Source organism: Paenibacillus aestuarii (assembly GCF_027789125.1).
Lineage (GTDB): Bacteria > Bacillota > Bacilli > Paenibacillales > NBRC-103111 > Paenibacillus_E > Paenibacillus_E aestuarii.
The window spans coordinates 180,830-206,954 of the sequence record NZ_JAQFVF010000018.1 but is presented as its reverse complement, the minus strand read 5'-3'; the positions used below and the strand labels follow the sequence as shown (position 1 = coordinate 206,954).

28 protein-coding genes are annotated in these 26,125 nt (G+C 48.9%); 1 reads left to right on the top strand and 27 read right to left on the bottom strand.

Going from position 1 to position 26,125, the window contains the following annotated elements:
• Nucleotides 1–70: 70 nt before the first annotated feature.
• The gene (locus O9139_RS04790) at nucleotides 71–1,648 is read right to left on the bottom strand and encodes an amidase (protein ID WP_270878307.1); all 1,578 of its coding nucleotides are present in this window, start codon (nucleotides 1,646–1,648) and stop codon (nucleotides 71–73) included.
• A gap of 253 nt (nucleotides 1,649–1,901) precedes the next feature.
• The gene (locus O9139_RS04785; RefSeq protein ID WP_270878306.1) at nucleotides 1,902–2,789 is read right to left on the bottom strand and encodes an NAD-dependent epimerase/dehydratase family protein; all 888 of its coding nucleotides are present in this window, start codon (nucleotides 2,787–2,789) and stop codon (nucleotides 1,902–1,904) included.
• A 282-nt stretch (nucleotides 2,790–3,071) separates the two neighbouring features.
• Between O9139_RS04785 and O9139_RS04780 the strand changes: the two genes are divergently transcribed.
• Nucleotides 3,072–3,365 (top strand): Dabb family protein, encoded by a 294-nt coding sequence (locus O9139_RS04780; protein WP_270878305.1) that lies wholly within the window; start codon nucleotides 3,072–3,074, stop codon nucleotides 3,363–3,365.
• Nucleotides 3,366–3,418: 53 nt separating this feature from the next.
• On the opposite strand, the gene O9139_RS04775 is transcribed toward O9139_RS04780, so the two are convergent.
• The 25 genes from O9139_RS04775 to O9139_RS04655 form a co-directional block, all read right to left on the bottom strand.
• Entirely contained in the window at nucleotides 3,419–5,095 is a 1,677-nt protein-coding gene (locus O9139_RS04775; RefSeq protein ID WP_270878304.1) for an ABC1 kinase family protein, read from the bottom strand.
• 6 nt (nucleotides 5,096–5,101) lie between these two features.
• Complete coding sequence (locus O9139_RS04770) at nucleotides 5,102–5,398, bottom strand: phasin family protein (protein WP_270878303.1); 297 nt, start codon at nucleotides 5,396–5,398, stop codon at nucleotides 5,102–5,104.
• A 75-nt stretch (nucleotides 5,399–5,473) separates the two neighbouring features.
• A complete protein-coding gene (locus O9139_RS04765; RefSeq protein WP_270878302.1) occupies nucleotides 5,474–6,448 on the bottom strand; it encodes a phosphotransferase enzyme family protein in 975 nt (324 codons plus the stop codon).
• Between the two features lie 142 nt (nucleotides 6,449–6,590).
• On the bottom strand, nucleotides 6,591–7,508 hold the full coding sequence (locus O9139_RS04760) for an L-lactate dehydrogenase (RefSeq protein ID WP_270878301.1): 918 nt from the start codon (nucleotides 7,506–7,508) through the stop codon (nucleotides 6,591–6,593).
• Nucleotides 7,509–7,954: 446 nt separating this feature from the next.
• Entirely contained in the window at nucleotides 7,955–9,697 is a 1,743-nt protein-coding gene (locus tag O9139_RS04755; RefSeq protein WP_270878300.1) for an S-layer homology domain-containing protein, read from the bottom strand.
• A gap of 166 nt (nucleotides 9,698–9,863) precedes the next feature.
• Complete coding sequence (locus O9139_RS04750) at nucleotides 9,864–10,322, bottom strand: hypothetical protein (RefSeq protein ID WP_270878299.1); 459 nt, start codon at nucleotides 10,320–10,322, stop codon at nucleotides 9,864–9,866.
• 13 nt (nucleotides 10,323–10,335) lie between these two features.
• Entirely contained in the window at nucleotides 10,336–10,638 is a 303-nt protein-coding gene (locus O9139_RS04745) for a hypothetical protein (RefSeq protein ID WP_270878298.1), read from the bottom strand.
• Between the two features lie 174 nt (nucleotides 10,639–10,812).
• Nucleotides 10,813–11,895, bottom strand: a complete 1,083-nt coding sequence (locus tag O9139_RS04740) for a YncE family protein (protein ID WP_270878297.1) — start codon at nucleotides 11,893–11,895, stop codon at nucleotides 10,813–10,815.
• Nucleotides 11,896–12,048: 153 nt separating this feature from the next.
• Complete coding sequence (locus O9139_RS04735) at nucleotides 12,049–13,221, bottom strand: UxaA family hydrolase (RefSeq protein ID WP_377524248.1); 1,173 nt, start codon at nucleotides 13,219–13,221, stop codon at nucleotides 12,049–12,051.
• Complete coding sequence (locus tag O9139_RS04730) at nucleotides 13,202–13,516, bottom strand: UxaA family hydrolase (RefSeq protein ID WP_270878295.1); 315 nt, start codon at nucleotides 13,514–13,516, stop codon at nucleotides 13,202–13,204. Before O9139_RS04730 ends, O9139_RS04735 begins: the two co-directional genes overlap by 20 nt.
• A 324-nt stretch (nucleotides 13,517–13,840) precedes the next feature.
• Nucleotides 13,841–15,226 (bottom strand): hypothetical protein, encoded by a 1,386-nt coding sequence (locus O9139_RS04725; protein WP_270878294.1) that lies wholly within the window; start codon nucleotides 15,224–15,226, stop codon nucleotides 13,841–13,843.
• A 93-nt stretch (nucleotides 15,227–15,319) separates the two neighbouring features.
• Nucleotides 15,320–15,634, bottom strand: coding sequence for a DMT family transporter (locus O9139_RS04720; RefSeq protein ID WP_270878293.1), 315 nt, complete (start codon nucleotides 15,632–15,634; stop codon nucleotides 15,320–15,322).
• 2 nt (nucleotides 15,635–15,636) lie between these two features.
• A complete protein-coding gene (locus O9139_RS04715) occupies nucleotides 15,637–15,975 on the bottom strand; it encodes a DMT family transporter (protein WP_270878292.1) in 339 nt (112 codons plus the stop codon).
• A gap of 13 nt (nucleotides 15,976–15,988) precedes the next feature.
• Nucleotides 15,989–16,570 (bottom strand): TetR/AcrR family transcriptional regulator, encoded by a 582-nt coding sequence (locus O9139_RS04710; protein WP_270878291.1) that lies wholly within the window; start codon nucleotides 16,568–16,570, stop codon nucleotides 15,989–15,991.
• Between the two features lie 135 nt (nucleotides 16,571–16,705).
• Nucleotides 16,706–17,506 (bottom strand): ABC transporter permease, encoded by an 801-nt coding sequence (locus O9139_RS04705; RefSeq protein WP_270878290.1) that lies wholly within the window; start codon nucleotides 17,504–17,506, stop codon nucleotides 16,706–16,708.
• A 43-nt stretch (nucleotides 17,507–17,549) separates the two neighbouring features.
• Complete coding sequence (locus O9139_RS04700; protein WP_270878289.1) at nucleotides 17,550–18,353, bottom strand: ABC transporter permease; 804 nt, start codon at nucleotides 18,351–18,353, stop codon at nucleotides 17,550–17,552.
• Nucleotides 18,350–19,354 carry an ABC transporter ATP-binding protein gene (locus tag O9139_RS04695; protein WP_270878288.1) on the bottom strand — a complete coding sequence of 335 codons (1,005 nt, stop codon included), beginning with the start codon at nucleotides 19,352–19,354 and terminating at the stop codon, nucleotides 18,350–18,352. Before O9139_RS04695 ends, O9139_RS04700 begins: the two co-directional genes overlap by 4 nt.
• 304 nt (nucleotides 19,355–19,658) lie before the next feature.
• Complete coding sequence (locus tag O9139_RS04690; protein WP_270878287.1) at nucleotides 19,659–20,405, bottom strand: polysaccharide lyase family 7 protein; 747 nt, start codon at nucleotides 20,403–20,405, stop codon at nucleotides 19,659–19,661.
• Nucleotides 20,406–20,868: 463 nt separating this feature from the next.
• Entirely contained in the window at nucleotides 20,869–21,648 is a 780-nt protein-coding gene (locus tag O9139_RS04685) for a hypothetical protein (protein WP_270878286.1), read from the bottom strand.
• Nucleotides 21,649–21,672: 24 nt separating this feature from the next.
• Complete coding sequence (locus tag O9139_RS04680; protein ID WP_377524242.1) at nucleotides 21,673–22,344, bottom strand: DUF2642 domain-containing protein; 672 nt, start codon at nucleotides 22,342–22,344, stop codon at nucleotides 21,673–21,675.
• 167 nt (nucleotides 22,345–22,511) lie between these two features.
• Nucleotides 22,512–23,012: a hypothetical protein gene (locus tag O9139_RS04675; protein ID WP_270878284.1), complete on the bottom strand. Its 501-nt coding sequence runs from the start codon at nucleotides 23,010–23,012 to the stop codon at nucleotides 22,512–22,514.
• Between the two features lie 223 nt (nucleotides 23,013–23,235).
• Complete coding sequence (locus O9139_RS04670) at nucleotides 23,236–23,658, bottom strand: hypothetical protein (RefSeq protein ID WP_270878283.1); 423 nt, start codon at nucleotides 23,656–23,658, stop codon at nucleotides 23,236–23,238.
• A 1,169-nt stretch (nucleotides 23,659–24,827) separates the two neighbouring features.
• On the bottom strand, nucleotides 24,828–25,079 hold the full coding sequence (locus O9139_RS04665) for a hypothetical protein (RefSeq protein ID WP_270878282.1): 252 nt from the start codon (nucleotides 25,077–25,079) through the stop codon (nucleotides 24,828–24,830).
• Nucleotides 25,080–25,096: 17 nt separating this feature from the next.
• Complete coding sequence (locus O9139_RS04660; RefSeq protein ID WP_270878281.1) at nucleotides 25,097–25,744, bottom strand: HAD family hydrolase; 648 nt, start codon at nucleotides 25,742–25,744, stop codon at nucleotides 25,097–25,099.
• 118 nt (nucleotides 25,745–25,862) lie between these two features.
• Nucleotides 25,863–26,078 carry an RbsD/FucU domain-containing protein gene (locus O9139_RS04655; RefSeq protein ID WP_270878280.1) on the bottom strand — a complete coding sequence of 72 codons (216 nt, stop codon included), beginning with the start codon at nucleotides 26,076–26,078 and terminating at the stop codon, nucleotides 25,863–25,865.
• Between the last annotated feature and the right edge of the window lie 47 nt (nucleotides 26,079–26,125).

Below are 26,125 nucleotides of genomic sequence, written 5' to 3'. Positions count from 1 at the left end.
AATTAAGCCAAAACCTCTAATTGCGCAAATAAAAAAAGCCGCTGTTAAGCGACTTCAATCGAGCTTCAATTTATAGAAGGATGGCGCCGGACGGATATTCCTTCGTATGTTTGAACTGCTCTTCTAAGCAAGCCATGACGGCCAGCACAAGATCCTCACGCCATGGTGGCGCTGCGACCTGCACGCCGACGGGGAGCCCGCTGCTGTGTTCGTCGGCTTTGGCGGCAGCTTGCACGGACTTGTCGCTGCTTCGCGAGCGGTTGGACGTCTCCTCTGGGCGCACACGAGTTGTGCTGACGACGCCTGCAGGCATGCCCAAATAGTTGAACGTCAGCGCATACGAGCCTTCATACGACATCTGCAGCGATTGATCATGCTGAATGGATGGTGTCAGGAACGGCGGTGCCAGCAGAACATCGACTTGCTGCCGTTCCATTTCTTGCAGGAATCTTTGCTGGTATTGCTCCCGTTTGCGTGTGAGCTCGCGTCGCTCATCTTCAGTCTTTGTTCCCAGATTGGGCACGATATGATGGCCGGCAATGTTTTGACCGAGCAGGCGAAGGATTCCGGAAATGATCCATTTCTTTCCTTTGGTGAGACTGAATGAACGGTGTACGCCAGTTAGCTGTTTCGTCATCTCGTCGCCGTTCACGGAGCGCTCGATTCCGGAAGATCCCGCGGCCGACATAAGCGCATAAAACTGATGGAGGATGAATTCAGGCTCGGGCAACACAAATGGTTTGACAATTGCACCGCATTGAGCCAAGGCCTCCGACGCCTCCCGGACGGCACGCTGTATGGCGGCCGAAGGAGCAGCTATGCCATCCGTTGTATAAAATCCGATGCGCAGCCCCTGAATAGACGAGGACCCGCTCAGACGAATCGGCGCCTGCTTGAGCGACTCCGGCGTCGACAGGATCTCCATGGCCAGCATGAGATCCTCGACCCGCCGGGCCATCGGCCCCGTGCTCGCCATCATCGCCGCTTCCGGGACAAGATGGACGATGCCCTGCGGTTTGCCCGAGGGCACGCGGCCGGGCGTCGGCTTCAGTCCGTGGATGCCGCAAAAATGCGCCGGGGTACGGATACTTCCGCCGACATCCGTGCCGAGGCCGAGCGGTGAGCCCCCGGCGGCAACGATGGCGGCTTCGCCCCCGCTGCTCCCGCCGGAGGAACGCTCTTCCGGGCGCCACGGGTTGCGTACACGCCCGTACACGGGATTGACCGATTCGCAGCCCATTAACAGCTGCATGATGTTGCTTTTGCCGATGATGATCGCGCCGGCCTGCTTCAGGCGGGCTACGCTGGGATCATCGGCTTGTGACAGCTTGCCCTGGCGATGCGGCAAGCCCCAGGTGCTCGGCGTCCCGGCGACATCGAGGGACTCCTTGATCGTTACGGGGACGCCGTGCAGCGGTCCCAGTTCCGCACTTGCCTGTGCCGCTTGCAGATCAGCCTCTTTGGCGGCACGCCGGGCTTCCTCAAACAGCGGAATTGCGATCGCATTCAGCGTAGGATTCACGCCCATAATTCGCTCTATATGGGCCTCGACCAAATCTTGTGAGCTCCATCGCCCTTCTCGGATTCCTCGGGCCATCTCGGCTGCGCCTAGACGCAGAAGCTCATTTTTCTCTATGGCAGCAAGCATCGTACTCTCCACCGTCCTCTTGATTCTCTCTTATTTGCTCGATGAGCTATTCACGTTCTTGCAGACCGTCGGTCGGTCTGTGCGAATTCATCATAACACATCTCCTTCATTCTGGTAAAGCCCCCTCCAAAAGAAAGCTATGTGCGGGGTGCTGCACGCGGGGGACCCATTCACGCCCACTCAACGTCGTGCAGCAGCCTTCCCCCGCACGCCGCACACTTAGCGTCGCGCCACAGCCTTACCCCGCCCTAGCCTAGCGGGCGGGCCACATCCCTGGCAGCTCCGACGGAACCCACAGGCCGCTCACATCCAAACCTTTCTCGTCGCGCGCTTGCAGGTCTCGGAGAAAGTCCAAGAACCCCACAGCAGGCCGCCATCCGAGTACCTGCTCCGCTTCCTTTAGATCGTGCTGTTCCACCTGCTCGGGCAGCGGTATCGCATACTTTTCGATCAGTCTGCGCGCTCCAGGAACATGCTCCTCACACCAGGCGACGCCCAGCTCGCGGAAACGATCCACGACTTCCTGCGGCATCCCATGGTCTGTATGTACGATGGTTCGAAAGAGCCCGACCCGGCGCGCCAGCACCGCTTTTACGGACGCAACTGTCGCTGCAGCGACATCTCGCCGATCTACTCCATTTTTCAATAGCCGCGCCCCAAACTCCAAATAAGGTCTTGGAATAAATTCATGATAACGAAGCATGACGATGGAAGCTCCTGTCATTTCATTGTACGCTTTGCACAGATCCTCTCCGATCACTTTGGAAACGCCATAAACCGACCACCATCCATAAGCCATCGACGAAGCGTACACGATCGATTGAATACCCTCCTGCCGGCAAGCTTCCAGAACGTGAAAGGTTCCGTCGACGTTGACCGCAAAAATCGTTTCATCACTGACCGGCGGGTTATGCGCACAATGCCAGGCAGCGAGATGAACGACGGCATCCATTCCAGCTACTGCCCTTCTCACATCAGCTGGTGTGCGCGTGTCACAACGTACGAACTCTGCTTGTTTTAAATCATCCATTTGAGTTGGGATCACATCAGCCATACGCACAGTATAGCCTGCATCCAATAACGCCCGGCAAACAGCTTGACCGCCGTTTCCTGACGCTCCCGTAACTAGCACTTTCATCATAACAACTCCTCCTTTATACCATTTATTGCTTTTCGCAAACATCTTCCAATAACGCACCCGAATTATAGCGCTTCCATGAATGTATGCCGTAGTAGGCAAGCGTATTAAGGATGATTTAATTTGATTATAAAAGAAAAGATGCCATCGAATAAACACTGAAAATATGATTAGTTAGTTACCTTTTCGTAAGTACGACTTCATCAATTTCATTGCTATCTCCTTCATCTCCCTGTAAGATGGACAAGTGGACAAGAACAAATTATTACTGCGGAGGGAAAACCAATGATTCAACGTACCGTGCTTTTGAAATTTGCTGAAACAACAACGCAAGAGCAACTTCTTGAGGTTGCAAAACGCTTCAAAGCATTACAAAGCCTCATTCCAGGAATCGATGAAATCCAAGCGGGACTGAACCTGGCTGAAAAAAGTAAAGAATACCAAGTCATTCTTCTGGTAAGATTTGAAAATCAAGCCGCATTGGATGCATATACGGTTAACGAACACCATCAAGCCGTTGTTACTTACATTCGCGAAGTTGGCAGATTAGACAGTATCGGCGTAGATATTGAGGTTTAAGCGACATAAATAGCCCAATGGAGATTCATCCATAGGGCTTCATTTTTTTCACACTAAAACCTACCCGACCTAAAAATCGAAAACAGCAGCCACAGCATCATCAAAGATGCCAGTACGAACCCAACCTCGATGGTCGGCACGGTTAGCAGAAAATATGGCCTGCGGCCAACGATAGATGAACCGATAATGAGTCCCATCATCATCAGGCTGAAAGACAACAGCACGATGCTGAACGTGATCCTGTTACCGATGCGGTCTAGCTTGCGCAGGAAATCGTAGGCATCCGGGACACTGATGTTCACATGCAGCTTGCCCTTTTTGATCAGCGTCAAGAGCTCTCGCGACTGTTTGGGTAAGTTCACCAGCATTTGCCCGTAATCCGTGACATCCTTGAAGATACTTGCGCTCAAGTTATCCGGTCGAAGTCGCTCGAACAGCAGCTGGAGCCCGAATGGTTCGGCGATTTTGACGATGCTGATCGTCGGATCCAGCTTCATGACAACCCCTTCAAGGGTTACCAGCGTTTTCCCTAATAAGATGAAATCTGCCGGAATACGAATATGATACTTGTACGCCACTTCGAACAGATCATTGACGATTCCACCGAGGCTGACTTGACTTAGCGGGACTCCGAAATACTGCTCTCTTAGTCCCTCAATATCTAAACGCAACTCCGACATATCGACATCATCATCAATTAGGCCAATCCGATAAATCGCCTTAATGACCCCGTCCGTGTTTTGACGCATGAGTGCAATGATCAAGGAAGAAAAATGAAATTTCATTTCCTCCGTGAGCCGCCCCACCATGCCAAAATCGAGAAAAGCGATCACTTCCCCAGGCAGGATCACGATGTTGCCGGGGTGTGGATCCGCATGAAACAATCCTTCAACGAAGATTTGGTGAAATAACGCTTGAATGAGCCGATTGGCGATTCGTGCCCGGTCATATCCATGGGCAACGAGCTGATCCTCCTGATGCAAGCGGACACCTTCGATATACTGCATCGTCATAACTTTCCGGGAGCTGTATGCACGATACGTTGGCGGCACAAAAATATGGGCAATATGCTTGAATTGTTCGGCTATTTTTTCCGCGTTCCTCGCTTCTTTGGTATAATCCAGCTCATTGAGCAGCGAGTTGCCGAATTCCGCGACGAGGACCTCCATCTGAATGCGCCGGGCCCAGGCAAAGCGGCGTTCGGCTAGCACTGCCAAATCGGCCAAAATATCCAAATCAATGCGGATTGAATCTGCAGCTTGAGGCCGTTGGATTTTGACGGCTACACGCTCTCCTGTGTGCAGCACGCCAAGGTGCACTTGTCCGATCGATGCCGCAGCAAGCGACTCCTGCTCAAAATAGCTGAACACAGTCTCGATATTTTGCCCCAGTTCCGCCTCGATGATCTCCTTCACCTGATAGGAAGGAATCGGCTTCACATGATCCTGAAGCTTCTCCAGTTCCTTCACAATATCATCAGGAAGCAGGTCTGAACGTGTGCTGGCTATTTGTCCTAACTTGATGAATGTGGGTCCGAGCTCTTCAACGACATTCCTGATGCGCAGTCCTAACGACTTACGATCCGCATCGTCCTCCAAGCGAAATCTTCGAATCGGGATGCGCAGACGCTGCAGCAGATCCGACTCTTCCACAAGGAAGCCGAAACCGTGACGAACCAAGGCGATAACGATATCGCGGTATCGTTGTAACTGCCGTATCCTTCTCCTCATAATCGGCTATGCCTGCTGTTTTTGTTCCAAGTGGTCGATACGCTCATCTAACCGCTTAATATCATCCTCTGTCGCTACGTGCAATTCGACCAGCAGTTTTTGAAGCTGTGTACGGATTAAGCGCTTCAAGTCGTCCTGCTGCTCCTCCCCCCTCTTGATCAAATTAGATACCAACTCTTTCGATTCTTCAGGTGCGACTTTGCCTTTCGCGACGAGCTCATTGACGCAGCTTTCCAATTTTTCTTTGGTCATCACCGTGATGCCTAACCCGAGCGAAAAAGCATTTTTGATCAAATCATTCATCTTGCCCACTCCTCTTTAAACATGCATTAGAAGTTATGGTTCCCAGAAGCTTCCATAAGTATGTAGAGCAGGAAATCATTCATCAAATGAAAAATGAGTTAAAGGTTCATCTGCTTCAATCTCCACTTTCATACGCTGCCAAGCTGCCTTCAACGGGCCTTCAACCGTGCCCCAGTCATACTTTTGGTGCAGGAAGTTATAATCTAGCAACCGACGATAACTTAAAAATTTCGGTATAGCTTTTAACCACCAACTTTCAACGTTCTGTATCTCTTGGTACCCTTTCATGAACCATGTAAAGAACCATGCCACGTGGTCATCGAGGGTTGAACTTTGTTGTTCCAATCGTTTCTGTCGGATGATAACCGAATGCAGGATGATGGCGATGTCATAAACGAACCAATGATAGCAGGAATCATCAAAGTCAAATGCCGTAATCGAGCTGTCTTTCGTGACAAAAATGTTTTTGGCATGGAGGTCGCAGTGGACAAGACCATAGTTTTTCAAATCTTTTGGCAAAGTCTCGAGCCAGGTCGTCAGCTCGTAGGCTTTTTGCCGGGCAATTGTCTCCTCTTGGGGCAAGTTTCGCATCATATCCATCCAGGTTTCCTGTTTCCAGTCGCGACGTTGGGCATCTGGCAAGGGGACATACGATTGCGTAAGCAGGTGCATCTGCCCAAGAAGCCGACCCCAATTCTCAAACAGCTTAGGGTTCCAGTCCTCTTCTGTAGCGATTTTACCAGGAGCTTCGCCAAAAACAGCGGCATGGAAACCTCCTGCAATCGATTCTACCCATTTTTCCCCTTTGGATAGGAACACTTTAGGGACTGAAACGCCATGATCATATAAATACATCATAAAATGCAGTTCTGCCATGGCCTCTTGTTCGCTGCGCCACTTCTGCGTGGACAACCGCAATATGCGTGCAGGGAAACCTTGTCCTGCCGGGTACTGATAAACCACATTCACATTCCCGCCAACGTGTCTTAGTAGATTCACATCTAATCCATACGCATTTGCTGCTGCTTGCAGTACACCTGCCTCTACCATTCCATCCCTCCTACAATGAAAAGCAAATCTATAAAGAAGAGAAACTTATACTACTCTATTTTACGCTTATCGATCAAAAATCCTTTAAAGCCCTTGACTCTCCTAGTGGAGAAATCAAGGGCTCTTCGTTTTATAGCTCGATTTATTCGATTGTAATCGAAGCATTCAACGCTTTCAGCTTGGCCGCCGAACGGTTCAGCAATTCCACTTCACTGTCGGACAAATCCAGCTTTAGCACTTCCCGGACCCCTCCACGATCAACGATGCACGGTACGCCTAGATAGACGTCGCTAATGCCGTGATAATCCTCAAGCAGCGTGGATACGTTCAATACGGCGCCTTCGTCGCGCAGGATGGCTGTACAAATTCGATCCAATGCGAGGGCGATCGCGTAGTAGGTTGCTCCTTTGGCGCTGATGATTTCGTAAGCTGCATCCCTTGTATTGGTAAAGATATGGTCCTTATCTTCATCGCTTAACTCCAGCTTCGTACCCGCCACATTTGCCAAGCTCCATACTGGCAGTTCGGAATCTCCGTGTTCGCCGACAATATGCGCATGAACGCTACGCGGGTCGATGCTCAGATGGCTGCCGATCAAATATCTGAATCTTGCGCTGTCCAGCAGCGTACCGGATCCGATGACACGGCTAACCGGCAAGCCGGATTTACGCCAGGCATAATAACTCATGACGTCTACAGGGTTAGACGCCAGCAAAATAATGCCGCTCGAATTGTGTTTCATCACTTCGTTCATGATATTGTCCATAATGACGGTGTTCCGCTTCAGCAATTCCGTTCGCGGTTCCCCTTCACGTTGTGCGGCTCCTGCCGTAATGATGATGATGTCCGCTTCTTGACAATCCGCATAGGTACCAGCCCATAGCTTCGTTGTGCCAAGAAAAGGAATCCCGTGATTCATGTCCAGCGCGTCACCGGCTGCCTTCTTCTCATTTGAATCTATAAGCACTAATTCGTCCGCGCGATTCCTTAACATAAGTGTATATGCAGTCGTAGCGCCAACTGCACCTGAACCAATAACGACGATTCTTGATTTTTTCATTTCCTAATATCCTCCCTTATTCAACTTCTTGCATGAACGGTTTATTCACAAAGTCATACATGAAACCCATAAACACACCCGCCGAGCAGATACCCGAAGGGGACCGGAATGAAATACATCATATGACGCGAAAAAATAATTCTGAAGCAGGCGCATGCAATTTCTTTGCGACGACGCTAAACAGGAATCCGTGAACAAATGCTTCCGCAAACAATTCTGTCATATGTATCGCACAAGTAAAGAGCGCTGCGCCGAGCAAATTTCCGCACCGAACGTCATGGCTGTCATCGGGTAAGTGAACGAAGAATGTTTCAGATAAAAGCTTACCACATTCCATCATTTCCTAGAGTGATTTTCGTCACAGTCCATCAAAAGTATATAAAAAAAGCTGTCGAGACATCTTCGCTCGACAGCTCCGCACCTTAGCTCAGGCACGCTATATTCTTTTATGGATACGTAACGTTGACGGTTACCGTAATAACACCAGGCAATCGTGTATCGTTATGATACGTATAGGATACCTTGTTTATGTTATAATTTGCAGTTAATTGGCTGGTCAATGCTGATTTCATCACCGTCTGCGGTTTGCCGAGGGAGCTCTTATAATGAATAGTGATCTGGCTTTGCTTGTCTGTAAATCCCTGTTGCAGAATGGCTTGAATAGCAGGGACTGAATTAGACGTCATTTCATTCGTTTCACTTGCAATTCCAGTCGTATAGAGCATGACATGAGCGCTGCCCGCTTCGATCTGACCTGACTTCGTAGCCGCATCCAGCGCTTGAACAAAATCCTGCGATGCCGCAGGATAAGTTCCCTTCCAAGAATGATCTTGTTTGATCTGCTCATCCGTTAGATTAAAGTAATTATAGATCAATCGGCCCTGCACATCCGGAATCGGATCGTCCCATGTCGTATCCAAATGGTACCAGTTCCCATACAAGTTGACCAAATTCCAAGCATGCAATTGACCGCCAGCACGACCTTCTACAATTTTATTCGGAATGCCTGCGACGGTAAGTAACCGGTACGTGAGAAGTGCATAGCCCTGACAGACGGTCTTCCCATTCGTTAACCCGCCGTACGCGCTGTGCTCTTTCAATGACTGGTCATAGGCAAGATGAGAGATGACATAATCATGGATGGCTTTTTCCTTTTCAAAATCATTCATATTCGCTGTAATGATCGAAGCAACGATGCTTGCTGCTTGAGCAGTCACGTATGCCGTTTGCGCTGCTGTTTCCAAATAAGTGACTTTGAAATTCACGGTAGCAACTCCGTCGAATTGATACTTCATATCACTATAAATGAAATGCAAATAATCATTATCCGCCAGCACCTGATTGACGAACGGTTTAATCTGTTTGAATTGCTCCGGGTCGGTTAGAGTAAGTTGGAAGTCTGTATCTTGATTCAACAAATGCTGCTTCAGGGATTCCTGCCATGCTGATGTCGTCGAATCCGTGTCCGAGCTCGAATCAGGACTCGTAATAGGAGCCGTTTCTGTATCTTCCGGTGTATTCGTCTCCGGTTGAATAGGCGTCTCGGAAGCCGCCGTTGAAATACTTCCTGGCAGATCGTTCATCGAATGGACTAACAGGGCAGCCATCTCCTGCCTCGTCATATTCGCACCTGGGCGGTAGGCCCACTTCCCATTCGATTGGCGCACATCCGCTCCGAACCATCCTTTGGACACGACCCCATTGATCCCCGGAATTGCCCATGAATCGACGGTTTCCTGCAGATTCACCGGTGCGGCTTCCGCCAATCCTTTGCTCTGGGCTAACCGCCAGATCATTGCCGCCGCTTCCGCGCGTTTGACCGGTTGATCCGGCGCGAAGATGTCAGCACTTTTGCCATCAACGATTCCTGCTTGATAAACAGCGCTAATATACGGGTAAGACCAATGCGTCTGGATATCTAGAAATGGCACTTCGGACCCATTATCCTTTAACTGAAACGCTGTTGCGACGAACTTGGCGAATTCGGCGCGGGTGAGCGTTTTGGTTGGTTCAAACTGACCTGGCTTCACGCCATTGGTCACACCTAGCTGCTGAAGATCATTAATATAAGTGGCATAAGGACTCTTTGAAGATACATCGGTAAAATTGCTGGTGTTTGCTGAAGTTAGACTACCGTCACTAAATGTGAGTAAACTAATCATCGTTGTTAGCAAAATAATTTTCTTCATGCTGCCGCCTTCCTTCATATGCTCGTTATGCCGTACCTCAAGCATTCATTTTTTGGCGATATCCTCTTGTGTATTTCATTGTTCACGCTACAAACTCCTGCTTAAAAAAATCAAGATGAACATTGCAGCTGTAAATAAGCCGACTGTATGTAACTGTATAAGCTTGTTAGGTGGAAGGAAGGATTCGAATCTGTTTATCCAAATGAGCCAGCATCATGAAATTGTGGTTGAACGTAAAAATGCGTTTGACCTGGTAATAGGACATCGTCACAGCCGTGAACGCTTCGCTAAGCGAGAAACGAAGTTCAGGCCTGTCCAGCAGCAGTCTCCGCGATTCCATCTCAAATTCAGGGCTGCTGGATATAAGCACCAGTTTGCCTCTGCTTACTGCTTTATCAATCGCACTCAAGAAATATTCCGCTTGCTGATAGCTGTATTCGTTGCGCAGCCATTCATGAAGATCAAAAATAATAGAATTTGTCGTCACAAAATGACGCTCAAGATCATGCAAATCCAGAAACAAGGAACGTGCCTTGGCATAACGGGGGTTCTCCGGGTTCATGAAAGCGGCTAAAGCTGTTTCATCTAGAAAAATGGCGTCTTGAATGTTCAAATTGTTCTCCATTTGTTTGCGCTCCTTAATCCTTTAGTCTGCATATGCCATCCAAATATAGCAGCGGGTTATCTTCCTTCTGATCCACAGAGATCGGAACGGGTTCATGAGATGCGCTCTGCAAAAACTCGATAACGATGTCATTAACGATCTCCTGCACAGTCGTTTGCTGCAGATCCGCGATTGCTTGCAGCTCAGCAGCTTGATCCGGATGAAGCCTTATCAGGTAATCTTCTTGTTCCTCATTTTTTGAAGAAATGAACTCGGAAGCGGTGGACTTTGCTTTTTCGAATTGGTGTTGAATAAAGCGTTTATAATTACTGGCCATCGTGATTCACTCCTTAAGCAAACATAGACTTCTATAACGATTCTATACCAATTCGTCATTTTCTGTCGATTTCTGCGGGTGACATTCGCCGCCAATGGCAAATCAGGAAATAATTTCAACGAAAAATAGGAGCTGCTCTGCAGGCAGCTCCCAGGAGGACAATACGCCTATTGCTCAGTCCTGAATGACGAAGATTTTCTTTTCACCGCCCAAATAGATGCGGTTTGTTAGCGGGTTGATCGCGACTCCTCCAGTAGACTCTACTGGAGGAAGCGAAGCAATCCGTTTCAGGCTGCTGCCTTGATAAACCGTCAACGGGTCCGGTCCATTTTCTTCATCCGCCGAAATGTAGAGATGGTTCGTGTTCGGGTTGATGAACATGTTCGTAAAGGTGGGGATGGTCTTTGTCTGGATCACACGGTTCGTATCACCGTCGATGACATACAGCCGCCCCTTTGATTCGATTTGCGCGGATGTGATATAAATCCGATTCGTCACCGGATTCACGATGATGTCGCTTTGCAGCCTGCCGAGCTGAAGATTGTGAACGATGTTCGTGCGCAGATTCAAAATCGAACAGTAGCGGCTTAAATTATTCGGAATATATAAGCAATTCGACTTCTTGTTTAAGGCCGGCGTAATAACCGGATTTCGCCCGACTTTGACCGTTTTGATGATCGTATTTTTATTTCCGTCCAATACGGAAACGGTATTGTTCATTGTGTTCGTGACATAAATCCGATTCGTCTCCTCATCTGTTACAATGGTGGACGGACGGCCGATGAATGGCATTCGTTTTTGAATACGGTTCGTTTGCCCGTTGATCACGGTTAGCATGCCGTTTCTGGATGATAAAGAGATCGTAGCTGCGTATATCTTGTTTGTTCGTGTATTAATCGCAATTTCATCGCAGCGCTCACCGACTTTAATCGTCGTGATGACCCGATTCGTGCGCCCATTGATCACAGAGACGCTGCCGTCCAGCCAATTCGAGACATAAATGTGGTTCGTTCGCGGATTGATCCTTAAGTTCGAAGGCATTTGGCCGGTATTCACGTTTGTTATCATTTTGTTGGTCGTCGTGTCCAGGACACCTAGCCCGCTTTCACTTTGAATAACATACACGCGGTTCGTTGCTGGATTCAAGGCAATATCCCCAACTTGGCCGCTCACTGGAATTATCGCGATGATGCTTGGTGTTCGCTGTTCTGTTACTTTTATCTTTACACGGGAGTTCAATAAAGCTTTGGGTAACACAGCGTTTCCTCCTCTCGATGCGCATGTGCTCCGTGTATTATATTCAGATGTACCCATAAGGGAACAAAATCACCAGTTTCCCCCTCTAACATGGTTTATTAAAAAGAAAAAAGCCGCGATTTCCGCGACCTTTTCCGCTACCGAATCCTCCCCTTAAAACGTCGGGCCAATCCGCCATATGCCAAAATCATGCTGCTTTAAAATTTCAGCCTTCGTCAGCTTGCCGGAAGCGACGGAAGCAATTTCGTCAAAGATGCGTTCGCCGACGGCATGAATAGTTTCTACACCGTCGATAATGGTTCCCGCATTCATATCGATATTTTCGCTCATTTTTTGAAAGATCGGCGTATTCGTTGCAATCTTAATAACCGGCGCAATGGGTGAGCCCGTCGGCGTTCCTCTCCCCGTCGTAAAGAGCACAATTTGCGCGCCTCCCGCGACCATACCGGTCAATTGCTCAATATCATGACCTGGGGTATCCATCCACACGAGCCCTTTGCGTGACGGACGCTGAGCGTAATCAATCAGTTCCTGCAGCGGACGGCTGCCTGATTTATTGGCGGCGCCAAGCGATTTTTCCTCGAGTGTGGTTAAACCGCCTCGGATATTGCCCGGGCTCGGATTACCCGTACGTATATCGACGCCCATATGAAACGCGCGTTTCTCCATCGCCGCAATCACTTCATATACCCGTTTGGATACTTTGTCATCAACGGCACGTTGAGCCAACAGATGCTCGGCACCGATCAACTCTGTCGTTTCCGCGAGGATCGCCGTTCCGCCGGCATCTACAATTTTATCACTGACCACACCGACAGCAGGATTCGCGGATATGCCCGAGCAAGCGTCCGAGCCGCCGCACTCAGTCCCAATCATAAGTTCACTGAAGTCGCACAGTTCTCGCAATTGTGCCGATGCATCCTGCACCATCTTGGCTGCGATTTTCGCTCCCTGTGCAATCGCCATTAAGGTCCCGCCTTCATCTTGAATCGACACAACCTCCACCGGTTTGCCTGTAGCCGCAATGTCCTGCGCTACGCTGCGGGCTTGATGCGTTTCACAACCCAAACCGAGCACGACGACTCCGTACACGTTCGGATTCATCCCCATCCCGGCATAGGTCCGAAACGTTTGTTCATAGTCAATCCCGACTTGAGCACAGCCATGCTGATGAATAAAACTAACGGTTCCATGTACGAGTTCCGTAATTTGTCTGGCCGCTTGCGTTGCACATGTGATCGTGGGCAATATCAGAACATGGTTACGTACACCAACTCGACCATCCGGTCGTCGGTACCCCCAAAACTTATGGTTTGACGCTGTCACCAAGCTTATCTCCCCTTCCGCGTTTCCCTTCTACATTGTGCACATGGACATGGCTGCCAACCTCGATATCGCTAAGAGCAACGCCAATCACTTCACCATACTTCAGAATATCTTGGCCTTCAGCAATCGGAACAACGGCAAACTTATGGCCGAATTCGATTCCATCCTTAAGCTGTACGTTGAGCGTTTGCGAGTCACATACGACTTGGACAACAGCTCCTTCAGGAATAGCTGCTAACGCAATAGCTACATGATCTTGAGGCTTCATCATGACCGTTTTATACATGTCCTTCATTGGCACGCCCTTTCAGTAATGTAGTCGATTGACCCCTTGAAAGCGAATACAACTCTTACGTCTATTATATGACTGCCAGATTCAGCTAACAATAGATGCCCAAAAAATATACGCAATTTTTCCTGAAACGCAGTGCTAGCATTCCCGTACTAAATGAAAATGTCGAATAAATATTACAAGTGCACATGCTGGTGGGGAAGTTTAAAGTTTAACGAATTCGTCCGTGAAACAACGAGGGTGTCACTAGCCACATGTATGGTTGTAGAGACACCCCTCGATTTTATTAATATGTAAATGAAATGATATTATTGCTTCTTACCGAAGTCATCTAGGAGTAACCGAATGAATAGAATCAACCTCTAGTTGAACAGCTGCATAATTTTTCACATTCCCGGAGATCACGCATTCAAAAGCCTCCAGCGAATCGCCACCTTGAGATGCTGTGTTCGTCCGAAGCTCTAGCGGTACAATTCCCAAGAGTTGGCCGTTCGCATCTAGGAAACGAAGACGCCCTTGGACCTGATGCGCTCCAGCCTCAACTAACGAGTACTGTCCATGGATGACACTATACGCCCCATCCAGTCTCACGCGAAGATCGCCGATCCGCAGGTTTGCTTGCTTCGGATCAACAATACCCATAGCAGCAGATGGATTCGTATCCGTCTTCATACCTGACAACGATCCGATCTGAACGGTCGAATAGCCCAACCAATTGTCCAAATTACCTTCAACTTGCAAATTGATCTTCTCGCTTTTATCATTCAGGAGTTCCACTTTGCTAGTTCTCGAAGTACCTACGCGCTGTCCCCGTTCATCATAAAAATTGACGGTAAATGCGATGGGAATCGGCACTGGGGCTGTTTCAGCCGCCTGAGCTGGGCTCATCTCCTCGCGTTGATGGGGTCCGAGCTGAACGGTTGCTTCAAGATGTGTCAGATTCGGATCCTTATCATCCTTGTAGCGATAACCATAATTGACAATCAAGTTGAGATGCTCGTCGACGGCATCCCCTTCGTAAAGTTTAAACCAGACCGGCCCTAACCACGAATCAATGCGATGATAATTCCGCCACACTTCCTTAACCTGAGTGGTCTGCGGCGTCAATGCAGCCCCGGTTCCATAACCGCTGGGAAACTTGGTGAGCGGCGTCAATTGCGACAATGTCACTTCTTCTTGGACTTCTCTGACTCCCTCAAAAAACGGATAACTCGGTCGAATCCACTTGTTGCCGGACTTCGTTTCAATCAAATAGTTACCGCCCCACTTGGCTACCGTAGTGACAATTTGCGGCGCTAATTGTCCGCCTGTTGGCTTCAGCAGCTGAGGATCGTTATACAGCGGTTCAATTGAACCGAGATCAACTTCGGTGACAAAAGGCACTGGATTCCACAGCAATCCCCGCTCGGGCACAATCCATTTCTCACCTAACCAGGTGGAGATCAGGTACATGGTGATGAGATAACCTTCACCATGACCCCAGCGAACTTTCTTACTGTCTAAAATTTTCACCGTCTGTGGCGCTATGACACCGTCTATCTCCATGAGGTTATCATACAGAAGCGTATCATCAAGCAATGTAATCGTATCCTCGCCAGGCTGCGGCAGTTCAATCGAAGTTGTGGCAGGTGTTTGCGAAGCAGAAACCGTCATGCTGGTACTCAAGATCAGTACATTACAAATGGCAACAATGAATCCCATGCGACTCTTCAAGCAACCCCCTCCTTATTCCCTAATATTACCACAGCTTCCTGCCGATAGTATAACGCGGCTACCCATTGCGCTGGCAGCCGCGTAATCATCTATTTAAGCAATTAGCTTTAGCCCTACGGCTGCAGCTAGCACCATGGCAATGAACAGGAGCCTGCGCCACTCTTTGGATTCGCCGAAAAATATCATGCCGACCAACGCGCCGCCAACCGTGCCGATTCCAGTCCAAATGGCGTAAGCCGTACCCATTGGCAAACTCCTTAAGGACAGGCTTAAAAAGAAGAAGCTCATGATAATACCGAGGCAAAAAAGAAGATAAGCCCTAATATTATTATCCCGCTTGATCTGGTTCATTCCCAGCACGCCCACCACCTCAAACATGCCAGCTATGACTAACGATACCCAAGCCATGTTCATTCCACCTCCTTCGAAGCGGCAGATCGTCCCGCCAACTTCAAGCCCATCACACCGATCAGCAGCATGGCGATCAGCACGATTTTGGCTAGTTTCACAGGTTCATCAAATATGACCATTTCGGCAATCACGGTGCCGGCCGTTCCTAACCCCGTAAACACGGCATAAACCGTGCCCACAGGCAATTGCGCCGAAGCAGCAATAATTAGATAAAAAGAAATGGCAAGCGAAGCGATCGTAACGATCCATGTAATCGGATCATTTGCATGCTTAAAGCCAATAACCCAAACGACTTCAAAGATCGCACCGATAAATATATAAATCCAATTGCGGTTCATTCTTCATTCTCCTTTAACTGTTTCTGACCCCTCTCCAGAACACGTACCATGAGGCGTCCAGCCTCTTGAGAGATCGCTCCAAATCCCCATACAGCATCTCAACAAACATGCCATCCACAACCGCAGTGAAAGCGGCCGAAGCCCGGTCTATCGTGACGTCCGGGTGCATTTCACCATTTTGAGCCGCGGCTTCAAAGAATGGTTCAATCAGCTCTCCCTGTCGATCGATATGGTGATTGCAATAGTCCACAATTTCCCGCTGCAGATGGCCGGGCGGAAAAAATGCCATGCGCAAAAAGAACTTCGTATCATCTTCCCGCTCGTATCGCTTTCTATATTCATTTAAAAAACCGTACAACACCTGTTCCAGCGGCTGTGAGCTGCTCTGTTCCAAATAGTCTTCAACGAACAGCATTTCCCTTGCTGCCACGTCGCGAAAGACAGCGAAGAACAATTCATCTTTCCCCGTATAGTGATTGTAAATCGATTGTTTCTTAATCCCTACTTCTGCGGATATATCAGCGAGAGAAGCTCCTTCGTAGCCATTTCGTGCAAAATGTCGCAGCGCTACTTCCCGAATTTTAGCTGAAGTCAATTCAAACCCCCCTTACGAACGTTCGTCAGTCTATTTAATCACAACTCATTGCCAATTGCAAAGGTTTTTGGAATGGGCTCGTCAGCAAATAAAAAAAAGTCGCGTTGGACGCGACTTTATCGAACAGGTGATGATCTAACTGCGCAGCCCCATCATATTCCCGGAAGCGTACCTACGCAGCCCCGCATAGAACAATACGATGCCTCCCACGGTCAAGAGTGCCGTTACTCCGACCGCACCGAACAGAAATACCGGGTCCATATGGCGCAATAGGCCAATCGGTAAATAACTAATGAACCCCGCTGGAATAACCGTAAACAATACAAGCTTGCCTAATCCGCGGAAAATACCCGTCGGGTACGTCGTAAACGTCAGCAGCGCATTGAACAGCTGAAAGCTGAGCCCCTCCGTGTTCCCCAGCCAAAACGCCAAACAATTGACAATGATGGTGAAAAAAATAAAAATGAGCGCTGACATTACGAGCGCCAAGCCGAATTTGAGCAAACCGAACGGTGAACGATCGCCGAAGAGCGCATACACCAACAGTGCAAAGACGACCTCACCGATCGAACTGACGGACATCCGGCTGATCAGCACGTGCAGCAGCACTGGCTTAGGTTGAGTGAGGTAGACGTCCAGCTGACCGCTGGCGATCAAGCTGGCGACTCGCATCGAGTTGCCGAAAAGCATCGCCATCAATCCGTAGCCGCCCGCCGCTACAGCCCATAGCATCATTACATCCGTCAACTCCCATCCGTTCACTACGGGGAAGCGTCGGAAATAGATGCCCCAGAACACGATCCACACGACATTGTTGATCAGCATCATTCCCGCCGTAAGCAAGAAGCTAAGCCGAAATTCCATCGCTCCGAGCAAGTTCGCCTTCCAACAGGCGAAGACGAATAGCAGAAGGCGCTTCAACTTGCCAGGCATCATATACTCGCTAATTGCTCCAGGGTTCCGAGAGTCTTGTAAACTTTTATCCTCCATTAACATTGAGCTTCTTCACCCCTCTCCGGTATACTAGCAGCGCGACACAGGCGAACACCGCAATCCACCCCACCTGCGTTAAGAGCATGGCTGGCAGACGCCCCGCCTCGAAAGCCACCGCCGTCTTGGCCGGCGTATAGACGACACCTTGCAACGGCAGCCAGCGAACGATGCGCTGCAGCGCTTCCGGGAATAACTCGATCGGCATCAGCATCCCGCCAACGGTGAACAGAAATTTGTTGTAGACGAACTCCAAGCCCCGCGTCTCTTCCACCCAGAAAGAGCTAAGCGCAAGGACCATGTTCAGTGTAAAGTTCAACGTGAATCCAGCTAGCGCGGTGAGCGGCAGCCAAAGGAATCCAGTGATATCATCTGGCGGCCCGAGCACAAGCAGCCCAAGCGCCCCACCTAAGATAGCGTTAACGCTGAAACGAACCGCTGCCTCGCTCATATATTCGACATAGTGGAAGGCGAGAAAATTCACAGGCCGCGCGAGTTTAAAGGCGACATCGCCGCTCTTCACTTCCTCTTCAAGCCGCGTGCACAAACTTGGACAAGCGAGTGTCATCGACTCCGTGACGATCAAATACCACATCAGCTGGCGGAAGCTGTACCCGGCAATGGAAGCGGCTCCCTCTGCCGCGAAGGTCGTCTGCCATAGCTGCAAAAAGATATATAAAATGAGGAGCAGAAATAATGAACGTACAAGGAAGTCAACCACATAGGCCAGCTGATTACGCAGCGTGATGCGGCCAATGCATACATATTTAAGCGTTTTCGTTAACGCGATCATCCGACTTCCTCCTCTTGCTCATGTACGCCTGCGCTGTACATCTTCGTAATAATTTCCTCCATGGGCGGATCCTCCACTGTGACATCTACGAGCCGGTGCTCAGCCATTATATGGGACAGTACCGCTTCGATGCTCGTAACCCCCATGTCGACGGAGAGCGTCACCTTCACGCCGTCCCGTTCTTGTTCCTGAACACCGGGCATCAGCAGCGCCCCTGGTTCTTCGTGAAGCACCAGCTGCACGGTCTTATGTGTCAGAAAGCGGCGCTTCATCAACTCCACGCGATCGTCAAAAATCATTCGTCCGCCATTGATGACGATCGCCCGATCACACAAGCGCTCCACGTCGCCAGCGTCGTGCGAAGTTAGAAACAGCGTCGTACCTTCCTCGCGGTTGAGCTCGTTAACCAGCTCGCGAATGCGCTGCTTCACAACAACGTCGAGGCCGATCGTCGGCTCATCGAGGAAGATCACCTGCGGCCGGTGCAGCAGCGAGGCGGCAATCTCACAGCGCATCCGTTCGCCGAGCGACAGCTTGCGGACAGCTGTGTGCAGGTGCGGCCCGATGTCGAAGCGCTCGATGAGCTCATCGCGCCGCCGCACATAATCGCTGCGGCGCAGCTCGTAGATGCGGCTCATCAGCTCGAATGTATCGCTCGGGGGCAGATGGTACCACAGCTGCGACTTCTGCCCGAACACAGAGCCGATGCGGTGCGAGAGCTTCATCCGTTCCTTCCACGGATTAAGTCCCAGCACCTCAGCATGGCCGGATGTCGGATGCAAGATCCCCGTCAGCATCTTGATCGTCGTTGACTTCCCGGCACCGTTGGGACCGAGGAAGGCCAGCTTCTCCCCCTGCCGCACGGTGAATGAGACGCCCTCGACCGCCGCCTTCTCCACATATTCCGGGCGCAGAAGCGCGCTGATACTTCCCGTCAACCCTTCCCGCTTCCGCTTCATGCGAAACGTCTTGCCAAGCTCTGTAACCCGTATCGATTCCACGCCTATCCCCCCTCGCTTTGATTCGCTAAAGCAAAAAAGACCTCGGTCCGTTTCGCCTTAACAGGCGGAACTTTCCGAAGGTCTTTTATCCCTTACGGTGTAATCCGGCATCGTGCCGGACCTGCTTCGCTTGGTTCGCCCCTACTTGACGGTCGGATCCCTAGAAGCTCTTCCGTTGTAATTTTTCACATAATAACACAGGATGTCAGTTCGACACAACCTTTTTTTGGAAGTTAGCACAGAGCTTGCTCCGAAGGGCTTCATGTGCAAAAAAAAGCGAGTGGCAACCAATCTTGTTATGCTTTTAGTTATGTACGACGCTTACGGAATATAGCTCAACGATCGTGTATGGCGTCGTGCTGACACTTCCAGCAGTCGCCGTTTGATCGTAATTGCCGCATTTGAAGTAAAAAGATTTTCCGGAAAAGCTCGGCTTCTTGGAAAATACCTGCGAACCATTGATGGACACCGCCGCTGTTCCGCCTGAAAGCGCAAGCTGATAAGTAAATTTCGAACCAAGCGCGGCTTTGGTACTTAATTCGGTATAGGTACCTGCGCCTTTCGCTTCTTCGTATAAAATTTTGAAATTGCCTCCTTGCGAATTCGGCGTCGCTGTATATTCCAATTCAACCAAAGGGATGGAATCCGTGCTGTTAAAAATTTGTCCGATGGTCGTTGAGCCGCTCGAACCCCCACCCTGCAAAGTGACCGCCGCCTGATTCGTCATCGTATTCGTCCCGCTCCAACTCCAGGCCGCATTGCCCCCGCCGGAATTCTGTTCCCTCATCTCCGAACGAGGATGCGACGAGCCGGATGTGGTAGACCCTGTATTCGGATCCATGAACGCTTGACCACCGTCGGAAGCGGCGTAGAAGTAATTACTCGTGTAACCTGAAACGAGACTCGATGAACTGATCGTCGAACCGTCAGGCTGCTGTAAAGACCAGATGTGATAGTCAATACTAGCGGCGGCACTTACGGTTGTTGCTGACATGCAAGCGGCAGCGATGGCGAGAACCGCCAGTCCTTTCCTTAAAGACATTCTTTTCATTTCAATACGCACCCTTTCCATGATTGAACTTTATGATGACCGATTCATTTCAATGATTTGTAATCGGTTACAATAAAATTATCAAATGAACGGGATTTCATGTTTCACTCCATTGTCCATTTATGTGGAAAAATTGCTCTGTTTGACATGGAGCCTTATGATCTGCGGAAAATTTTTTTCAATAATAGGATTGTTTCTTTCCGATAGATTGTGGCTAGGTAGCTCGCATTAATCAATGTTGACAAAGTGAAGAGATAGGAAGCGACAGCATTATCGTGAACCATCCAATTGAAAACAAGCATGATGAAAGAAATCACAGTTAAAGAGAAAGTTAACAGAAACAGTTTGTGCGGATTGAGCATGTACACCACTCCCTTTAACTTCATGATATTTCATTCACCCAAGAAATAACCTTACAAGAAATAAACCTACAGCCCATGAGCCGCAGGTCTTCCTGATGCCATTACTTTTTCTTATTCTCTTTGTCTTTGCCGCCTTTTTCATCCTTGCCTTTATCTTCTTTACCTTTATCTTCCTTGCCTTTATCTTCTTTCTTTTTCTCGTCCTTACCTTTTTCTTCTTTTCCTTTTTCATCCTTGCCTTTGCCTTTCTCATCCTTGCCCTTTTCTTCTTTGTCTTTCTCGCCCTTACCCTTTTCTTCCTTGCCTTTATCGCCCTTGCCCTTTTCTTCTTTGTCTTTCTCGCCCTTACCCTTTTCTTCCTTATCTTTCTCGCCCTTGCCCTTTTCTTCTTTGTCTTTCTCGCCCTTACCCTTTTCTTCCTTGCCTTTATCGCCCTTGCCCTTTTCTTCTTTGTCTTTCTCGCCCTTGCCCTTTTCTTCTTTTTCTTTCTCGCCCTTACCCTTTTCTTCCTTGCCTTTCTCGTCCTTGCCCTTTTCTTCTTTGCCTTTCTCGTCCTTGCCTTTTTCTTCTTTGCCTTTCCCGTCCTTGCCCTTTTCTTCTTTGCCTTTCCCGTCCTTGCCCTTTTCTTCTTTGCCTTTCTCGTCCTTACCCTTTTCTTCTTTGTTGCCTTTCTCGTCCTTGCCCTTTTCTTCTTTGCCTTTCCCGTCCTTACCCTTCTTGTCTTCGCCCTTGCCTTTTTCTTCCTTTTGCACCGCTTCGTTTGTTTTGCTAGTTTCCTTTGTTCCTTGTTCAGAACTTACCGTTTCGTTCTTTTGTTCTTCATTTTCGTTTCCATGTTTACCGGGACCATGACCAGGACCAGGACCTTTTTTTCCAGGCATGCAAATAACCTCCTTAAATTTCCGTTACAAAGACGGCGAGTGAATACTTTTGATATGTTGAATGTTCGTATAAAACGACTTGCCCTCTGCAGTAATCATATGAAGGATCGTGTTGTCAATTGCTTTTAATAAGCCAATCCGTGTCGGGCTTCTTCCCAAGTCAAAGACAACGATTCTACCCTCCAACTTTTTCAATTGCTCCTCAAAGGTGCGTGATAATGGTAGAGCGGAAGGATTGACAGGAAAAAACTTCTTATCCAGCAGGTAAGGAGTATGGTAATCACTATATGGAGTTAGCCATTTCAAATGGTTCAGTGGAATGAACATCGTACCGAATACAGGAGAATAAAATTCAAAATAATTCGTCATCACATGTGTAACGTAACCATGAATCGGCTGATGTCCGGATACGTAAATCTCTGTGAAAATCCCTTTGGCATTCAGCAGTATTTTCCTAAATGATATTTGCTTGTCATTGTTGATTGGCTTTTCAGGAAGAGCGGAGTAGTCAGCTGAACTTGGCTGGCTGCTCATACTGACATTTAACACATGGAATGTAGGAATATATATATATCGTTCTCCATTATAGATGACCAATATATCATGCTCCGCATCTACGAGAACTCCAGTATGAAATTTATCACCAAGCAATTCAACATCAATAACCGCTCCTAGCTGCTTCTGAAAAAGATCCAAATTGTTCACCTCCTCTCACTTCGTGGTCCGGCCCGTTCATTTATACGAAGAAAGCAAGAGTTGAGGTGTTTCTTCCTAAGTATGTGCCAAAGAATCGGGACAGGGGGAATATTGGGAGTTTGCAGCAATTCCCCCTTCCCTTACGATACCGTACAAGGAATTGCGTATTATTTCTTCTGGTTGTTATCCTGCTTTTGTTCTTTTTTCTCTTCTTGATTTTGATTTTGATTCTCATTTTTAACGCCATAGGAAATGCTCTTGATATGATAAGTAAAGATAGTAACTAATTCATGATTGACAACCATTGTGATATGACCATCATTTACTTCAGAGAGTACGCCCTGAACACTCTCATGGCCTCCTCGGTTGACTTGGCACCACAGATTTTTCATGCCTAGCAGCAAAGCGGCAAAATTTTCGCCTTCCATGATTTTCAGAGTCATAGGCTGAGGTTGAGCAACGTTGGATTCATAGGCTTCCACGGCATCTTTCGTATTCAGTGTCATGCTTTTTACATGCTGGGTGTTGTAGTAAAGCAATCCATCTTTCTCGCTCAAAAGAACGACATAATCCGTACCCACCGCAACCACACGACCAAGACGAGACTCTGGGCCTCCGCGATCCAATCTTACTTGTTTTCCTACCAGTGTCGAATAATCAAACGCCATGTTATTTTCCCTCCAGCTATTGATTTGGTTCTTGCATAAATATAGTACGTACCTGGCAATGGTTTGTACTAAACGGATAACCCCCTCTCTCCATATTTCCACGATTATCACTACAAGCCATTTGTACGGTAAGGTCATATATACAAAAAACCTCCCGTTCACCTGATCCACGTCAAAACTTAGCGTTTAACGGATCAATATTGGTGACCGGAAGGGAATTCCATTAGTTGTTCTTTATGTTGGATACATCAGAAATGCTGCTTAATGCGACGACAAATACGATATCTCGCGTAGATAGAACGACAAGGCTTTCATTCAGTCCGATGACAGCCGCATTCATGACATCATTCAACTGTTCTGCCAGCGTATTAAAGTCAACTTGGGACTTGCCGACTAATGGGCTGAAAAATCCCTTAAGCGGCGACGATTCACAGTTATCCGTTTGCTTATCGTCAGATTTCTCTATGCTTTCGATCCATTTTTTGTCATATTCCCCTGCCCATATTTCCACACCTGCAATGAGATGAATGGGCACGAAGTGATCGACGCCGTTGCTCACAAAATTCAAGATAAAGTTCTCGGCAGCTTTGATTCTCACATTGGTATATTTACCGTTGGAAACATCCAGGGTGTGCAGTTCTTTCACTGTTTTTCCTTGTAATTGAGTTAAAAAGTCTTGCATACGGCGATCGAGGCAATTGCACGAAGATCTTGCATGTTGAGGCGGCCCTGGGGGCTTCGGTGGCCCTGGAGGTTTGGGCGGCCCTGGGGGCCCTGGGAGCGCTGGAGGTCCTGGAGGTCCTGGAGGTCCTGGAGGTCCCGGTGGTCCACACGGTCCTGGAGGCCCTGGGGGCCCTGCCGGTCCTGGAGGTCCTGGCAGTCCTGCGGGACCTCGCGATCCTGCGGGACCTTGCATGCCTGCGGGACCTTGTAGGCCTGTCGGCCCCATCTGCCCAGCCGCCCCTTCAGGGCCCGTCGGTCCAGCCGGCCCTGCGGGCCCCGTGAGTCCTGCCGGACCTTCCGGTCCGAACGGTCCTGCGTGTCCACGCTTTCCCCTGTGGCACCGTTTGATGATTATTTTTTTATGCTTATTCATGCACCGTTTGTGCGTCCTATGTTTTTTGGGACATCCGTGTTTCTTGTGCTTTTTCTTATGTTTTGGGCACCGGCACGGGTCATTACAGCATACAATGCAAATACTTTTCAAACGCTTCGTACTTCGTTTGCGAACTTGAATCACCCTAGGCGACTTTGATTTTCGCAGTCGTAACGTTTTTTTCTTCGTTTTCGTGCAGCTGTATGGCTTTTTGCTTTGGGATATATGGCAACTCTCTTCAGGGACACTTGCTTGGAGATTGGAAACGAGCTGCAAGCCCCCTGGTTTATGAAAAATGTTTAGACGTCGCGCTGTAGGATGTATGAAAACTTTCGAATGCTTCACCTTTACTAACCCCTCCCTTCCATCTGCTAGGCTTAGGCATCTACTTATGGGGATCATTCGTCTATCTGGGTGTTTGCAATATTAGTATATGTCCCTAATAATAGCCTGCTCTAGTGATACCGCACATTTTAATAGGCGTTTACTATATAGAGAGAAAAAGGGCGATACCCTAGTTCAATAGATTTATCTAGACAGCTATCTAACTGCTCATTGATGCAAAAAAAACCACAATATGAACGGTGACATTCATACTGTGGTTGAATTGTACTTCTCTGGCTTCGCTTATGGAACAAAAACTACTCGTTGCCCCTGATGCGATGCTGCTTGCCAAACTTCCGCCACTTTAGCAAGCGGATACGTGACCGGCTCCACGTTCAGCTTGCAGCTGCGATCGTGTCAACGAGCGCTGGAAGCTCCGCAACATAGCCGGCCGCCGTGACCGACCCTTGGCCGCTGCCGAGCAGCTGGAAGTTGGCCGAGCGCAGCGCTACGGATGGCACAGCAGCCGTTGGACCCGCTACAGAGCCAATCTGGATCCAGGTCAAAGCCCGGCTCCGGTCCGATCGCTTGGTCAGCAGCGGCAGCAACACGAGTTCCGCCGGCTTTCCCCATAAATAGTCGATCACGATATCGACTCAAACGCTTATTCCATCCAATCTTTCAAATGAATATCCCTAATCGAATGAACGATTCGATCGGCTTTAGATAAGTCCTGATTGCCGGAATTCGGGTTCCGATAGCCAATACACTTCATGCCTGCAGCTTTCGCTGCCCTCACGCCATGGCCTGAATCCTCAATCACCAAGCAATCTTCGGGGGAGACGCCGAGCAGGCTGGCAGCTTTCAAGAAAATATCCGGATCCGGCTTGCCTCTCTCCACTTCATACCCACTAATCATGCAATGAAAATGAGAAGCAATACCCAGCTTATCCAACACGGCTTCAATAAAAATACGGGATGACGACGAAGCGAGACCGATCTGAATATGTTGCTCTGAAATTGCTTGTATCAAGTCCACGATACCATCGATGGCGTAAGCATCGGCTTCTTTCAGCAGAGAAAGCTTTTGATTTTGCAGCCTGCTCAGCATATCTGGCATCGAAACTTGCAGATTATAGTCCTTAATAATCTGGGTCAGCATATCCGGGTCTCTCATGCCCACATAAACCTCGAGATCTGCTACAGTCATTTCAAATCCAAATGTCTTAATTAACAGGTTTTCGGCTTGATAATGCAGCGGCTCGCTATCAATAATGACGCCATCCATATCGAAAAGCACGGCTTTGAGCATCCAATCATTCCTCACTTTAACAAATAATCAGTTCTCCGCTCAGTATAGCATTATCGATAGATGAAGGAAAACCAGGGGAGCTTGGCTGCTGGACACTAACGGCGCCGCAAGGCGGAGATCACCCCGCCGCCACAACGCCCTTCCGAATGATCAGGTTCGCATACAAGGCGCTTTCACCCGTAGCCACGACGGCATAAGCGTTCCGGCAGCGCTCATAAAAAGCGGCACGTTCCAGCTCCACAAGCGAAACATCCTGTTCGGCATGCGTTACAGCCGTGCGTATATACGCTTCCCAGATGTTAACCTCTACGGGGTCGCCAGGATCGACCTGCATCAAGTTTCACAGTCAAAATAAAACGCAAATTGGCGGTAACGGAACGG

Coding starts and splice junctions, on each gene's coding strand:
- O9139_RS04690 (WP_270878287.1), bottom strand. CDS start 20,405: ATGAAAAGAATGTCTTTAAGGAAAGGACTGGCGGTTCTCGCCATCGCT.
- O9139_RS04760 (WP_270878301.1), bottom strand. CDS start 7,508: ATGAAAAAATCAAGAATCGTCGTTATTGGTTCAGGTGCAGTTGGCGCT.
- O9139_RS04660 (WP_270878281.1), bottom strand. CDS start 25,744: ATGCTCAAAGCCGTGCTTTTCGATATGGATGGCGTCATTATTGATAGC.
- O9139_RS04755 (WP_270878300.1), bottom strand. CDS start 9,697: ATGAAGAAAATTATTTTGCTAACAACGATGATTAGTTTACTCACATTT.
- O9139_RS04705 (WP_270878290.1), bottom strand. CDS start 17,506: ATGATGCCTGGCAAGTTGAAGCGCCTTCTGCTATTCGTCTTCGCCTGT.
- O9139_RS04720 (WP_270878293.1), bottom strand. CDS start 15,634: ATGGCTTGGGTATCGTTAGTCATAGCTGGCATGTTTGAGGTGGTGGGC.
- O9139_RS04750 (WP_270878299.1), bottom strand. CDS start 10,322: ATGGAGAACAATTTGAACATTCAAGACGCCATTTTTCTAGATGAAACA.
- O9139_RS04765 (WP_270878302.1), bottom strand. CDS start 6,448: ATGGTAGAGGCAGGTGTACTGCAAGCAGCAGCAAATGCGTATGGATTA.
- O9139_RS04785 (WP_270878306.1), bottom strand. CDS start 2,789: ATGATGAAAGTGCTAGTTACGGGAGCGTCAGGAAACGGCGGTCAAGCT.
- O9139_RS04675 (WP_270878284.1), bottom strand. CDS start 23,012: ATGGCGTTTGATTATTCGACACTGGTAGGAAAACAAGTAAGATTGGAT.
- O9139_RS04790 (WP_270878307.1), bottom strand. CDS start 1,648: ATGCTTGCTGCCATAGAGAAAAATGAGCTTCTGCGTCTAGGCGCAGCC.
- O9139_RS04780 (WP_270878305.1), top strand. CDS start 3,072: ATGATTCAACGTACCGTGCTTTTGAAATTTGCTGAAACAACAACGCAA.
- O9139_RS04770 (WP_270878303.1), bottom strand. CDS start 5,398: ATGAATGATTTGATCAAAAATGCTTTTTCGCTCGGGTTAGGCATCACG.
- O9139_RS04685 (WP_270878286.1), bottom strand. CDS start 21,648: ATGCCTGGAAAAAAAGGTCCTGGTCCTGGTCATGGTCCCGGTAAACAT.
- O9139_RS04700 (WP_270878289.1), bottom strand. CDS start 18,353: ATGATCGCGTTAACGAAAACGCTTAAATATGTATGCATTGGCCGCATC.
- O9139_RS04655 (WP_270878280.1), bottom strand. CDS start 26,078: ATGCAGGTCGATCCTGGCGACCCCGTAGAGGTTAACATCTGGGAAGCG.
- O9139_RS04745 (WP_270878298.1), bottom strand. CDS start 10,638: ATGGCCAGTAATTATAAACGCTTTATTCAACACCAATTCGAAAAAGCA.
- O9139_RS04715 (WP_270878292.1), bottom strand. CDS start 15,975: ATGAACCGCAATTGGATTTATATATTTATCGGTGCGATCTTTGAAGTC.
- O9139_RS04730 (WP_270878295.1), bottom strand. CDS start 13,516: ATGAAGGACATGTATAAAACGGTCATGATGAAGCCTCAAGATCATGTA.
- O9139_RS04775 (WP_270878304.1), bottom strand. CDS start 5,095: ATGAGGAGAAGGATACGGCAGTTACAACGATACCGCGATATCGTTATC.